This window comes from Sedimentitalea xiamensis, from assembly GCF_030164465.1.
Taxonomy (GTDB): Bacteria; Pseudomonadota; Alphaproteobacteria; order Rhodobacterales; family Rhodobacteraceae; genus Sedimentitalea; species Sedimentitalea xiamensis.
In genome coordinates this window covers 13,962-27,177 of record NZ_JASNJE010000020.1, presented here as the reverse complement: position 1 = coordinate 27,177, position 13,216 = coordinate 13,962, and the positions used below count along the sequence as shown (strand labels likewise).

12 protein-coding genes are annotated in these 13,216 nt (G+C 65.7%); 1 reads left to right on the top strand and 11 read right to left on the bottom strand.

Annotated features, from left to right (window positions below; all coding sequences use genetic code 11):
- Window positions 1-32: 32 nt before the first annotated feature.
- The 3 genes from xdhC to xdhA are packed head-to-tail and all read right to left on the bottom strand — an operon-like array spanning window position 33 to window position 4,705.
- Entirely contained in the window at window positions 33-902 is an 870-nt protein-coding gene (xdhC, locus tag QO034_RS15270; RefSeq protein WP_284486393.1) for a xanthine dehydrogenase accessory protein XdhC, read from the bottom strand.
- Window positions 903-905: 3 nt separating this feature from the next.
- On the bottom strand, window positions 906-3,224 hold the full coding sequence (gene xdhB / locus QO034_RS15265; RefSeq protein ID WP_284486392.1) for a xanthine dehydrogenase molybdopterin binding subunit: 2,319 nt from the start codon (window positions 3,222-3,224) through the stop codon (window positions 906-908).
- A gap of 17 nt (window positions 3,225-3,241) precedes the next feature.
- Window positions 3,242-4,705 carry a xanthine dehydrogenase small subunit gene (xdhA, locus tag QO034_RS15260; protein WP_284486391.1) on the bottom strand — a complete coding sequence of 488 codons (1,464 nt, stop codon included), beginning with the start codon at window positions 4,703-4,705 and terminating at the stop codon, window positions 3,242-3,244.
- Between the two features lie 155 nt (window positions 4,706-4,860).
- Between xdhA and QO034_RS15255 the strand changes: the two genes are divergently transcribed.
- Complete coding sequence (locus tag QO034_RS15255; protein ID WP_284486390.1) at window positions 4,861-5,763, top strand: LysR family transcriptional regulator; 903 nt, start codon at window positions 4,861-4,863, stop codon at window positions 5,761-5,763.
- 57 nt (window positions 5,764-5,820) lie between these two features.
- Here the strand turns inward: QO034_RS15255 and QO034_RS15250 are convergent, their stop codons facing one another.
- The 8 genes from QO034_RS15250 to QO034_RS15215 form a co-directional block, all read right to left on the bottom strand.
- Window positions 5,821-6,651 (bottom strand): TonB family protein, encoded by an 831-nt coding sequence (locus QO034_RS15250; protein WP_284486389.1) that lies wholly within the window; start codon window positions 6,649-6,651, stop codon window positions 5,821-5,823.
- The gene (locus QO034_RS15245; protein WP_284486388.1) at window positions 6,648-7,031 is read right to left on the bottom strand and encodes an ExbD/TolR family protein; all 384 of its coding nucleotides are present in this window, start codon (window positions 7,029-7,031) and stop codon (window positions 6,648-6,650) included. Before QO034_RS15245 ends, QO034_RS15250 begins: the two co-directional genes overlap by 4 nt.
- Before the next feature lie 4 nt (window positions 7,032-7,035).
- A complete protein-coding gene (locus QO034_RS15240) occupies window positions 7,036-7,398 on the bottom strand; it encodes an ExbD/TolR family protein (RefSeq protein WP_284486452.1) in 363 nt (120 codons plus the stop codon).
- Between the two features lie 17 nt (window positions 7,399-7,415).
- Window positions 7,416-8,465 (bottom strand): MotA/TolQ/ExbB proton channel family protein, encoded by a 1,050-nt coding sequence (locus tag QO034_RS15235; RefSeq protein ID WP_407696774.1) that lies wholly within the window; start codon window positions 8,463-8,465, stop codon window positions 7,416-7,418.
- A gap of 231 nt (window positions 8,466-8,696) precedes the next feature.
- The gene (locus QO034_RS15230; RefSeq protein ID WP_407696773.1) at window positions 8,697-9,848 is read right to left on the bottom strand and encodes an HPP family protein; all 1,152 of its coding nucleotides are present in this window, start codon (window positions 9,846-9,848) and stop codon (window positions 8,697-8,699) included.
- Window positions 9,849-10,138: 290 nt separating this feature from the next.
- Entirely contained in the window at window positions 10,139-10,918 is a 780-nt protein-coding gene (locus QO034_RS15225; RefSeq protein ID WP_284486387.1) for a CPBP family intramembrane glutamic endopeptidase, read from the bottom strand.
- Window positions 10,919-10,943: 25 nt separating this feature from the next.
- On the bottom strand, window positions 10,944-11,720 hold the full coding sequence (locus tag QO034_RS15220; protein ID WP_284486386.1) for a CPBP family glutamic-type intramembrane protease: 777 nt from the start codon (window positions 11,718-11,720) through the stop codon (window positions 10,944-10,946).
- A gap of 89 nt (window positions 11,721-11,809) precedes the next feature.
- Window positions 11,810-12,550 (bottom strand): SH3 domain-containing protein, encoded by a 741-nt coding sequence (locus tag QO034_RS15215; protein ID WP_284486385.1) that lies wholly within the window; start codon window positions 12,548-12,550, stop codon window positions 11,810-11,812.
- Window positions 12,551-13,216 lie beyond the last annotated feature (666 nt).

Sequence of the window (13,216 nt, the reverse complement as noted above, 5' to 3'; positions counted from 1 at the left end):
CCTCTGTTGGGACCGGACCCGGCCGACGGATGTCAGGCCGATCTCCCTTTCCGGTCGCGTTGCTGGCCCGTAAGGGGCGCATCGTTTGCCCCGGCCGGGGCGGTTGCGGCAGTTTCAGAGGTCAGTTCAGCCATCACCTCGGCCACCACGAAGGCGGCGATGACGCTGGGCCGCTTGTCGCGGCTGCCGCTTGCCCCGATGGGGCAAATCAGTTGCTCGGTGGATTGCCCGCCGCATTCCCGCTGCGCCCAGTTGCGGAACTTGGCCCGCTTGGTGGCGGAACCGATCATGCCGACATAGGCGGCGTCGGCGCGTTCGAGCGCGGCGGAGGTGAGCAGGAAATCGAGCCCGTGATCGTGGGTCAGGACGATGAAGGCGCTGCCCGCCGGGGCGTGCCGGATATCCGCTTCGGGCAGGGGGCTGGCGCGGGTTTCCACCTTCGCGGTGCAAAGCGCGATCTCGTCGGGGCGGGGATCGGTGAGGATGCAGCGCACCGGCAGGTGCTGGAACAGGTCGGCCAGCGCCCGGCCCACGTGACCGGCGCCCAGGACATAGACATGGGGCAGAGTATCCTCGTGCGCCGCGGCGCTGGTGATCGCGGCGCGTTTGTCCGAAGCCCGCATGCGCGAGAGCTTCAGTTCCACGCGCCCGCCGCAGCACTGGCCGATCTCGGGGCCGAGCGGCACGTCGAGATCGCGGTTGAGCACGCGATCGCGCAGCATGTCGCGCGCCGCGTTGATGGCGATATATTCGAGCTGGCCGCCGCCGATTGTGCCCCAAAGCGCGGCGGGGGCCACGAACATCTCGGTGCCGGCATTGCGGGGGGAGGAGCCGCGCACGCGGGTCAGCGCGACGCGGATCACCGAGGGGTGGGCGGTCAGGAACGCGTCGAGCGTCGGCATCGCTCAGCCCTCGCCCCGCAGCCGTTCGACCGCCATCAGGACGCGTTCCGGGGTGGCCGGGGCGTCAAGGCGCGGGCAGGTGCGGTAATCGGCGACCGAGGCCACGGCCATCGACAGGGCCTCCAGCACCGAGATGCCGAGCATGAAGGGCGGTTCGCCCACGGCCTTGGACCGCTTGATGGTCAGTTCGCGGTTCTCGGACCAGTCGGCGAGGTTGACGTTGAAGACGCGCGGACGGTCGCTGGCGAGCGGGATCTTGTATGTGCTGGGCGCGTGGGTGCGCAGCTGGCCCTTGTCGTCCCACCAGAGTTCCTCGGTGGTGAGCCAGCCCATGCCCTGGATGAAAGCGCCTTCGACCTGCCCCTTGTCGAGCGCCGGGTTCAGCGAGCGGCCGACATCGTGCAGGATGTCGGTTCGCTCGACCCGGTATTCGCCGGTGAGCGTGTCGATGGTGACTTCGGAACAGGCCGCGCCATAGGCGTAATAGTAGAACGGGCGGCCCATGCCCCTGGCCCGGTCCCAGTGGATTTTCGGGGTCTTGTAGAAACCGGCGGCGGAGAGCTGCACGCGGGCGAGATAGGCCTGCTTGATGAAGGCGTCAAAGGGCAGTTCCGTATCGCCGACCTGCACCCGGTTGGGGAGAAAACGCACCTCTTCCGGCGCGACGTTCCATTTTTCCGCCGCGAAGGCGACCAGCCGTGCCTTGATCTGCTCGACCGCGTTCAGCGCCGCCATGCCGTTGAGATCGGTGCCGCTGGAGGCGGCGGTGGCGGAGGTGTTGGGCACCTTCTCGGTGGTGGTTCTGGTGATCTTGATGCGCTCGAAATCGACCTGGAAGGCCTCGGCCACGACCTGCGCGACCTTGGTGTTCAGCCCCTGGCCCATCTCGGTGCCGCCGTGGTTCAGGTGGATCGAACCGTCATTATAGACATGCACCAGCGCGCCGGCCTGGTTGTACCAAGTGGCGGTGAAGGAGATGCCGAACTTGACCGGCGTGAGCGCGATGCCCTTTTTCAGCACCGGCGAGGTCTGGTTATGGGCGATGATCTCCTGCCGGCGGCGGCGGTATGCGGAAGACTCCTCCAACTCGCTGACCAGCCGATCGAGGATGTTGTCCTCAACCTCTTGGTGATAGGGCGTCAGGTTGCGCCCTTCGCCTCCGTAGAAATTCGCCTTGCGCACATCCAGCGGATCCTGCCCGGTGGCATAGGCGATTTCCTCGATGATGCGCTCGGCGGCGATCACGCCCTGCGGCCCGCCAAAGCCCCGGAAGGCGGTGTTGGAGACGGTGTTGGTCTTCATCGGGTGGCTGTCGAGCCGCACATTGGGGTAGAAATAGGCGTTGTCGGCGTGAAACAGCGCCCGGTCGGTGACGGGGCCGGAGAGATCGGCGGAAAAACCGCAGCGCGCGGCAAAGCTGCCCTGCACCGCCTGAATGCGGCCCGCATCGTCGAAGGCGACATCGTAGTCGATGACGAAATCGTGGCGCTTGCCGGTGGCGATCATGTCCTGATCGCGGTCGGGGCGGATCTTGACGGCGCGGTTCCATTTCTTGGCGGCGATCGCGGCGACGGCGCAGAACAGGTTCATCTGGCTTTCCTTGCCGCCGAAGCCGCCGCCCATGCGGCGCACGTTGACCACCACGGCGTTGGAGGGCACGCCGAGGACGTGGGCGACCATGTGCTGCGCCTCGGAGGGGTGCTGGGTCGAGCAATGCACGATCACGTCGTCGTCTTCGCCCGGAATGGCAAAGGCGATATGGCCTTCGAGATACATGTGGTCCTGCCCGCCGAGGGTGAGGCGACCTGAAACACGGTGCTTCGCGGCGGCAAAGGCGGGGCCGACAGCGCCGCGTTCCAGCTTGAGCGGGGCAGTGACATGGGGATATCCCGCGTCCATCGCGGCGACGGGGTCGAGCGCGTGGGGCAGGGTTTCGTAATCGACCCTGGCCCGTGCGGCGGCGCGGCGGGCGATATCGCGGCTCTCGGCGATCACGGCAAAGAGCGGCTGGCCGTGGAACTGGATCAGGTCGGTCGGAAACACCGGTTCGTCGTTGAGACCCGTCGGGCTGATATCGTTGACACCCGGCACGTCCTCGGCGGTGAGAATGCCGATCACGCCGGGAGTGGCGAGAACCTCGGCAAAGTCGATGCCCAGAAGGCGCGCATGGGCCACGTCCGAGACGCCGAGATAGGCGTGCAGCGTGCCCTCGGGCTGGGCGATATCGTCGGTGTAATCGGCGGCACCGGTGACATGTTTGATGGCGCTGTCATGGATGCGGTCGGTATGGGCGGATCCGGTGATGGAAACGGTGTCTTTCATGGGATCGTCTCCTTGTGTCAAGCGATGGCCAGTTGAACTTGGGCGTCGGTCTCTGCGTCATGTTCGAGATAGAAGCGGCGCAGCAGGTTCCGGGCGGCGCGCATCCGGTAATCGGCGGACGCGCGCCAGTCGGTCAGCGGGGTGAAATCGCCCGCCAGCGCCCGCGCCGCCGCCTCGAAACTGCCGCGCGCCCAGGGCTGGCCGTTCAGCGCCGTTTCGGCGGCAGTGGCGCGTTTCGGCGTGGCGGCCATGCCGCCGAAGGCAATGCGCGCGCCGCTGATGCGACCGTCACGCACCGTCATGCGGATGCCCGCGGCCACGGAAGAGATGTCTTCGTCGCGGCGCTTGGAGATCTTGTAGGCGGCGTTCAGGTCGTCCGCGCCGGGCAGGGGCACGCGGATGCTCTCGACGAATTCGCCGGGGGCGCGGTCCTGCTTGCCGTAGTCGATGAAGAAGTCCTGCAACGGAAGAGCGCGGCGTTCGGCGCCGCGGCGCAGGGTGATCTCGGCACCCAGGGCGATCAGCACCGGGGGGGTGTCGCCGATGGGCGAGCCGTTGGCGATATTGCCGCCGACCGTGCCCATGTTGCGCACCTGCCAGCCGGCGATGCGATCCCAGTAGGGGGCGAGATGCGGCAGGTGTTCGGACAGGATGTCCTGGCAATCGCTGTAGCTGGCCCCGGCGCCGATCAGCAGGGATGCGCCCTGTTGCGTGACGGTCTTCAGCTCGTCGAGATGGCCGGTGAAAATCGCGGGGCCGATCCTGCGCAGGAACTTGGTGACCCAGAGGCCGACATCGGTGGCCCCGGCGACGATGGTGGCCTCGGGGTAGGCCAGCAGACAATCCGCGAGATCGTCGGCGCTGGCGGGCAGGATGGCGCGGTTGTCCTCGGGGCCGGTGACGACGCGCTTGCCGTCTTTGAGCGCGGTCAGGCGCGCGGTCATCGCGTCGCGTTCGGCATTCAGGTGATCGGAAGCGGGGGTGCCATAGCGGCTGACCGCGACGGCGGCGCGGACGATCGGTTCATAGCCGGTGCAGCGGCAGAGATTGCCCTGCAGCGCGGTTTCGACCTGCGTGACGGTGGGTTCCGGGACCTGCATCCAGAGCGCGTAGAGCGACATGACGAAGCCCGGCGTGCAGAAACCGCACTGGCTGCCGTGATGTTCGACCATCGCCTGCTGCACCGGGTGCAGACGGCCATCGGGTCCGGACAGGTGTTCGACCGTGACCACGTGGCAGCCGTCGACGGATGCGAGGAATCGGATGCAGGCATTGACCGGCTCGTAGCGCAGCCCGGTGCCGGTGAGGCGTCCGACCAGCACGGTGCAGGCGCCGCAATCGCCCTCGGCGCAGCCTTCCTTGGTGCCGGTCAGGCGGCGGTCGAGCCGCAGGAAGTCGAGCAAGGTCCGGTCCGCCGCGACATCGGGAACTGAGATGTCCCTGCCGTTGAGAACAAAGCGGATGTCGGTGCGGTGCGTCATGATGGTCTCCCCCTCCTCCGGCGCATGAGCCAGCGATGGGGAAGAGGATAGACCCGGTTATAGAGTCTGTTAATTGCTGTAAACGGCAAATACTTTCAACAGAATGTTGAAAAAGGGCGCGGGGTGGCGCAGACTTCTCCGCGACGGGAGGGGGCATGTCCTATATCGAGAGCCTGCGGGTGTTTGTCAGGGTGATGGAGCTGGGCAGCATTACCTCGGGCGGGCGCGACCTGCGGCTGACCCCGGCGGTGGCCAGCAAGCGGCTGAAAGAGCTGGAGAAACATCTGGGCGTGCGGCTGTTCAACCGGACCACGCGGTCGATGACGCCGACCGAGGCGGGCACGGTTTTCTACGAGGAGGCGAGGGCGGTTCTGCTGGCGCTCGACCATGCCGAGGCGCGCGTGGCGAGCTTTTCCGAAACGCCGAGAGGCGCGATTCGCATCACCGCGCCGCTCGGGGTCGGGCGCAGGATCGTCGCGCCGCTGGTGCCGGGTTTTTCTGACCGGTATCCTGAAACCGAGATTCGGATGCGGCTGTCGGACCGGAAGGTCGATATCCTGGCCGACGGGCTCGACATCGCGTTTTTCGTCGGCGCCCCCGGCGATTCCACGATGAAGCTGCGCAAATTCGCGGATTGCGACCGCGTGCTCTGCGCCGCGCCGGGTTATCTGTCGCAGTTCGGCGTGCCCGAGATGCCCGATGACCTGATGAATGACGGGCACAACTGTCTTTTGCTGCGCTATCCCCGATCGCCGGAATATTTCTGGACCCTGCGCACCGACATGGGTCCGCGCAGGCTTGAAGTCCGCGGCAAGTTCGACGCGGACGATGGCGATGTCCTGACCGACTGGGCGCTCGCGGGCGCAGGGATCGTCAACAAGCCGCGCTTTGATGTCCGCGAGCATCTGGAAAAGGGCCGTCTGGTCGAAGTTTTGCCCGACACGCCGCCGATGCCGACGATTTTCGGCTGCCTCTACCCGCACAAGAAGCTTCAGGACCCGAAGGTGCGCCTTTTCGTCGAGCACATCGCCCGCAACAGCAAACGGTTCTTCGTTTGATATGGCATCGGTATCGGCGGCGACCGGCACCTGACGCTACGGGTGGCCGCGGCGCCGTCAACTGTCGAAATTGATTGCCAGGGAAAAGCTGAAAACCGAGCCGGGCAGCTCTTTTGGCGCGGATGGAAAGCGTCCGGCCCGCTGGACAGCGGCAACCGCCGCCGCATCCAGTTTCGCGTCACCCGAAGACCGGCGCACAGAAACCGCCTGCAAACGGCCGGTGCGGTCCACGCTCATTTTCAGGGTGACGTCCCCTTTGGCGCGCGTCCCCGCCGGATAGCGCTTCTTGCGCTCGATATGGGACCGGATCCGCGACCCCCAGACCGCGATCAGCCTGGCCTCCTGGCCCCCGGACAGGATCGATGTATCTGCCGATCCCCGGTTGCCGGCGTTGGCCGACCCTCCGGATCCGGCGGATTTCTGCGGCGCGGTCCCGGCGGATGCCTCCTGTTGTCTTTTGGCGGGTTTCGCCCTGGGCCTGAGGTTCGGGACGGGTTGCGCCGAAGGCTTCGCTTCGGCCGCCGGTGACGGTGGTGGTGCGGTCGACAACTCCGGCGGCCGCGGCGTTTCGGTCTCGGGCGGTTGCATCGCCGCCAGTTTGATCGACGCTTTGGGCGCGTCTTCGATCCGCACCGAAGTCACTGGCGATCTTTCGTTCGGATTCTGCATTTCCGGCTGTTCGGTCACGATCTGCTGCGCGGCAGCGGGCGGGCGGACCCAGGAGGCAACCATGGTTTCTATCTGTGGCGTCGCCCCGGCCAGAGTAACCAGCGCCGCGCCGCCGACGCCGCCGGCCTCTGCGCCGCGATCCGGCCCCTCCGCCATCAGCAGGATGTGCAGGCAGATCGCCAACGTTCCGAACAGCAGGATTTCGACTGGCTTTCTCATTCCAGGCTGACCGCGAGTTCGACATCCGAAACGCCCACGGCGGCCAGTTGGCGCAGCAGGGCCGCCAGTTTCGCGGCCTCGACAGCCTTGTCCGCGGTCAGCAGAACCTTGCCGAATGCGGGAGGTTCTGCCCGGAGCAGATCCAGGGCCGCGCTGCCGCGGCTGTCTCGAAAATACAGAACGCCCCCTTCGTCGACAAACAGCCGGGTTTCGGCATCAGGATCGCCCCCGTCGACCGATGCCGGCGCGGTCACTTCGACCGGGGCAGGGGGTGCGATCTGCGACGTCATCAGAAAGAAGATCAGCAGCAGGAACACCACGTTGATCATCGGAACGATGCTTTCCTGCGACGGCCGCTTTGTGCCGGGTTCGAGATCCATCCGGCTATTCCACCAGCACAAGCGAGGTGAAGCCGGCCGCGCGCAACCGGTCGGCGATCGCGATGATACGCTGAAGATCCGCGCCATCCCTGCCTCGCAGGATGAGCATGTCCGAAGGCGCCTGCATCAATGCCCCGACCGTCGCATTCAGGGTGGTTTCGTCCGTCGGGGCGCCGTTCACGAACAGTCCGTCGGGCGCGATGTCGATCAGGCGCGGCGGCCCGTCATAGGCGCCGCCGGATCCGGCCATCGGCAGCGGCAGCACCTGGTCGAGCCCGAACCGCGAAGCCAGCATGAAGAACACCAGCAGCAGGAAAACCACGTCGATCATCGGTGTGAGGCTGGGTTTTCTGCGCCTGCGGGGCATGGCGGGCGAAAACACGGTTACTCTGCCGCCGCAGCCAGAACCGCCGCCGTTTCACCGGGAACCGGCGGCAACGCGTCGTTCCGGCCATAAGGCGCGGGAAGCGGCGCGACGAAGATCCGCGTCACTGCATCTTCGCTGTCCCGGCGAATCCGGTCGATCACCGATTCGAACCAGCTCAGCGCGGCCGAGGCCGGAATCGCCACCGCCATTCCGGCTGCGGTGGTCAGCAGCGCCTCCCAGATACCGCCAGCCAACAGGGCCGGATCGGCCCGCGCCCCGCTTTGCTGAAGCGCCTGGAACGCGGCGATCATGCCCATGACCGTGCCGAGCAAACCCAGCAGCGGCGCGATGGTCGAAATAAGCTCCAGCGCCCGCAATCCTTCGGCGGCATCCGCAAGTTCATTCCTGGCGACCCGCGCCGTGTCCTCGCGCGCCAGATCGTCGGGTTTCTCGTTCCGGGCGGCGATGGCACTGCGCACAACTTTCGACCGCACACCGCGGCGTCGGTCCACGATCCGTTCGGCGTCGCCGATCCGTCCGGATTCATAGGCGGCAACGGCCTTGCGGGCATGACCCTTGGACCAGGCCCCGGCCAGTGCCAGCCGCCAGATTTTCCACAGGATGATCGTCGCGGTGATCAACGAAAGCGCCGCGATCGCCCAGATCGCGGGACCGCCGTCGCGCAGGAACCGGGCCGAGGATTCGGCGGCGGCCTGAATGATCTCGGTTTCGTCATGGAGCGTTTCCGGCACATGGTTGCGCAGGGCTTGGAAATAGGGATCGGTCATCGACGGTTCGGTTTCCGGGACGGCGCCCGGTCCGGCGGCGGCGGTCGTCCCGGCCAGGGGCGGAGCTTCGGCAGGCGGGTTGGTTCCGCCACCGGAATCAGGTGCGGCCGGCGTGGTCGCAACGTCCGGTGCAGGCAGCGTCGGGGCGGGCGCGTCCTGCGCCATGGCGCTTGTGCAAAGCGCCAGGCCGATCAGCAGGAGTCCCGCGGCGCGGTGCAGCGGCGCGTAGTCCGGCCTTGCTTTGGCTCCATACGGGGCACAAGTGATCGGACGGCTCATACAATGTCGCTCCGGGCCGGAGCCCGCCTGGCCGGGAACGGCGGAACGCGCCGCCACAGGAGTTGAAATTCCCGACGGGGGTTCTGGTGATTTCATCCGCATGCGCTCCTCGGGGCCCTTGTTCCGTGTTGCCCGAGCTGGCTGTTGCGTATGGCTGACTCTGTGCTGGCTTTTGCGTGGGATAATTAAACTGACAAAAATTGTCAACAACGCGCGGCGATAGCCGCGCGGTCAGGCAGAACCGGCGCGTGCAGCGCTCCGAGCCAGGGCCGCGACGAGGTCCGTTCGCGTGACGATCCCGACAATCTTGCCGTATTCGAGGACCGGCACAGCATCAGTATCGCCGTCGGCCATCATTGGCAGCAAGGCGCCGATGGGGGTGTTGCCGGTGGCGCGAGGCCCGGCAACGCTCATGATGTCGGCGGCGGTCATCGGACTTGTCCGGTCCCGATCCAGCAGGCGGCGGAACGCGGCTCCAAAACCGCGATCGAGGCGCAGGGCGTCGGCGCGGGCCTGGTCGATGAGGTGCATCTGGAAGATCACGCCCAGGAACGACTGATCTGCGTCGACGACAGGCAGCGATGTGAACCGATGCTGCCGAAACAGATCCGCGATCTCGCCCAGAGGCGTCCGTGGGCCGATGGTCACAAGATTGCGGGACATGATTTCCCGTGCGGCCAACGGGCCGGTGGAATGCGCTGCGGCCTGCAGTTCGGCCGCCCCGATCAATCGCGCCAGATCTTCGACGCCGAGGTTGAAAGACTGGCGATAGCGTTCGAGAATGCCGGTCAGTTCCTCTTCCGAAAGCCCGAGACGCTCGGTCGGGTTGCGATCTCCCGTCCCGTGCGCGCTCGGGTCGTCGAACTGCCGGAACGGATAGTGGCGCCCCGTGAGGCGGGCATAGACGGTCGCCAGCAGGACCAGGAGGACTGTTCCGGCGGCAATGGGCGCCAGGGCGAACCAGAACCCCAGATGCGCGATCGCGTCCGGAGACATGGCCGCGGTCATCGCCACGGCTCCGGCAGGCGGATGGATCGCGCGGCACAGGATGGTCGCCGTGACCGCAAGCCCGACGGCCAGCGCGATACGCAAGGCCGGATCCGCCACGACAAGGCAGACCGCGACCCCGACGACGGCCGCGACGGTATTGCCGACAATCGCCGACCACGGCTGCGCCAGAGGGCTGTTCGGAACGGCGAACAGCAGGACCGAGGAGGCGCCGAAGGGCGCGACGAGATAGAGGCCCAGGTCCAGGTCGACGGCGGGCGACAGCACAAACAGGCCGGTCAGTCCCAATCCGATCAGGGCGCCAAGTCCCGCGCGCATGGCCTCCGCGCCGGAAACATGGGCGACCGCCGGGCCGAGTGATTTCAGAATGTGCACGACCGCGCCCCCAGATGAAGTTCCGCCGAAAGTTTCATCTGATCGAAAAAAGATCAACCGGTCGCGTTCATGAAGAAAACGACGGCCATGAACAGGCCGTCTTCCGCTCTGTCGCGCAAGTGCGGCTCCGAGATATCCGCCCAGGGAGCAGAAAGACCGACAATCGGCGGGCCATCTGGGGACAATCCTGCGCGGACCGGATGCGGCGCGCGGTTCGCCGGTCGGCCATGTCGATCTCGGGCGATCATTTCTCGGCCAATGGTTCGCTCATCAAGACCTGGGCGGGTAGGTCAGGGCGTTTCGCCTTCAAGACGGGCCGTCCCCGCCTGGGGCTTCGCGTGGTGGCGCAGGACAAGAATGACGGCGATGATCGAAACGAGGTAGGTGCCGAACTGGAACACGGGGGAAATCGCGGCGGGCTCGCTGCCGGAGGCCTGATGGGTGAAGCTCGCGAAATCCCACAGCCCGTGCATCGCCATCGGCAGAAGCAATCCGCCCGAGACCCGACGCAAGACGTAAAAGCCGAGACCCGCGCATCCGGCCATCACGACCTGCAGCAGCCCGCCGACCAGCCCGAGTCCGAAAAACGCGTTGATCAGGTGCAAGAGCCCGAACAGGGCGGCGGACCAGATGCAGACCCATACTTCGGACCGGATCGAGCCGCGGAAACCCACGATCAGGATGCCGCGGGTCAGCGCCTCTTCGTTGAAGCCGACCAGCACGCCGGCGAGCGCGATCAGCGCGACATGACCCACCGCCAGCGCCGACCAGTCGGTCGAGGCGAGACCGGTCACGATCATGGCCGCCATGACCGCCAGTATCGCCCACATCGTCCAGGCGGGGCCGCCGCGTCGCTCCTCGATCATGACCGGCCGCCACCAGCCGAGCCAGGTGACGGCGGGCACCAGCAAGAGAGCGCCCAGTGTCAGCGGGAGAACGACACTCTTGAACACGACGTCGGCGCCGACGAGCTTCCGGTAGTCCACCCCGATCACGACCCAGGCGGTGAAGATCAGCGCGACATAACCCAGATAAATGGCGACGCCGGTCGTCCAGGCAGGTCTTCTCATGCTGCGTCCTCCCCGAAGTTCGGGTTCAACTCGTTGCCGGGGCTGCGGCGCTCAACATCGACAGGCCGAAGAACATCCAGTCGTTGAGGATATGCGCCCCCGCCGAGACCGCGAGGTTCTTGGTCATGATATAGGGCAGGATCAGCACGATCCGTGCCACCCCAACCCCGAGCAGCACCTGCACAAGGTTCCAGTCATAGGTCGACCCATGCTCGACCGAGAACAGGAGAGCGACGACCAGAGTGGCGAGAATGATCGCCGTCCTGCGGCCCATTCCAAAGCGTCCGCTGAACCAATACAGCAAGGCAAGGAAAGGCAGGATCGAGGTCACTTCCTCGCCGATCAGCTGTATGCCGGTCAACGCGAAAAAATGCAGCGCGCGGCCCGCATCCATCTGACCGGCGTCCGCTATTGCCGAGTTTGCGGTCGCGTCGGTCAAATTCGTGATGAGCAATCCGGTGACCAGGGTGACAAGCACGTTCAGGATCGCGAAACCGATCATCCACAGAGGATCGACCGCCCTGAGCCGCCGGAAGAGCGCGGTCCAGTGCCATCCGGCAACCAGCGCAAGCGCCGCGATCGGGATCGCCCCGAACAGGAACGCCAGCAGGAAACGCGGCGTTCCTGAGGGGACGAATTCCGGGCCGATCATCAGGGCGGCGAAACCAAGAGCAACGCCAGCCAGCACCACCAACCATCCGCCGGTTGTGATCTCGACCGGAACGCCGTGGTAATACGGAAAGTCGTCGCGGTCCCTTTCAAGCCAGCCGAAGCGTTCCGCATCTGTCGGAAAGTTCGCCATGTCGTTTCCTCGGGCCTCCGGTCCACTTGTTGGGCCGCCCCGCCGGCGAGGGAAAAGCCGGCGGGACAGACCGCAACGGGTCTGATCTGTCAGAATTTCACGAAACCGGCGGTGCCGTTCGTGAGGCTGAAGGTCAGCAGGCCGTTCTGGTTGAGGATGGCCGAGCCATGCGCGCCGTTGGTGCAGTGGATACTGCTGGTCTGGCTGCCGACGCTGCCCGGCGCATGGTCAATGGAGCCGGTGCAGCTGGCACCGGCGCCGATCAGCAGGAGGGCGTAATGACCCTCCTTGTGGCCTCTGATGCTGCCGGTGACGATGCTGCGGTCGTTGGTGATCAGGCCGGAGCCGGAAAGGTTCACTTCCATCGCGGCGGTGTTGCCCGAATGGTTGTCGGAACCTGCCTGTTCGCGCATATAGCCTTCGACCGCGTCATGGGCGCGCGAAAGCTGTTCGCGGGAGCAGGACGCGCCTGCCGTGATCCGTCGTCCGGCGGGGTTGTAAAGCGCCGTGCAGCCGCTGGCGTAACGTACCTCGACCTCTCCGCTGCTGCGGACATGCAGCTCGGGAACATCGTTGCTGCCCGAGATGTTGCCATGGCCTGGGGCGCCCGATTCGCTCAGGAAGCGGCCAGCAGCCCAGCCGGTCACGGTGCCATCCGGCGTCTCAAGATGGCACCAGCGATCATTGCCGGTGCCGCGACAGCCGAGATTCCGGAACACCGCGCCGTTCGGGGCACGCGCCAAGACGCGATACCCGGTGCCGGGGCCGGAGCGGATGTTGAGGTAGTCGTCGCTCGCTACGCCGGATACCTTCCAGTAGTCCGGACCCATCTGGGCCTCCGCCTGGCCCGGCGTCAGCAAGGCCATGGCCGCCAGAAGCATTGCGCATATAGCGGCTCCAAGGGATCGCGGATTACCGATTCTTGCTTGACTGGTCATTGTGTCCTCCATGTTCAGTCTTAGGGATATCGTGCCGGGACAAGCGTCAGGCCCAACCATTTTGTCTATTATGCCTGCGCATGATGATGTTGCCTTCGGCACCGGACGCGACGCAGCCGTGCGCTCCGCTGTTCCTGGTCGCGCCCCCGCACTTCAAGGCATTACCGAACATCGGCAAGTCCGTTCGCGAAATCGGCGGCAACCGGGACTGTCGGTCTCAATCTTTCTTCCTCCGACTCGCGACGCGGTTGGCCTGCTCCAGACCAACAATTCAGGGAACCGTCCCAATTCAGTTCGGGGCAAAACAGCCCGACAAATGAAACAGAAGCAACAACATGGGATCTGCTGCCACGGGCCAGGATCTTGCAGCAACTCTAGTCAGACTCCCGGAGGCCAGGCTAGCCGAAAAGCGAAGAGATGCTGTCCAAAAGGCGAAATGTGTTCGAATTCCGCATCGCGCCACGGTCAAACCGCGGCAACAACCGTTATGCGGGCGCCGATCATTGAAGCGGCGACATGGTTGAAACACTCTGCTAACCTGTTGCTACACTGCGGATT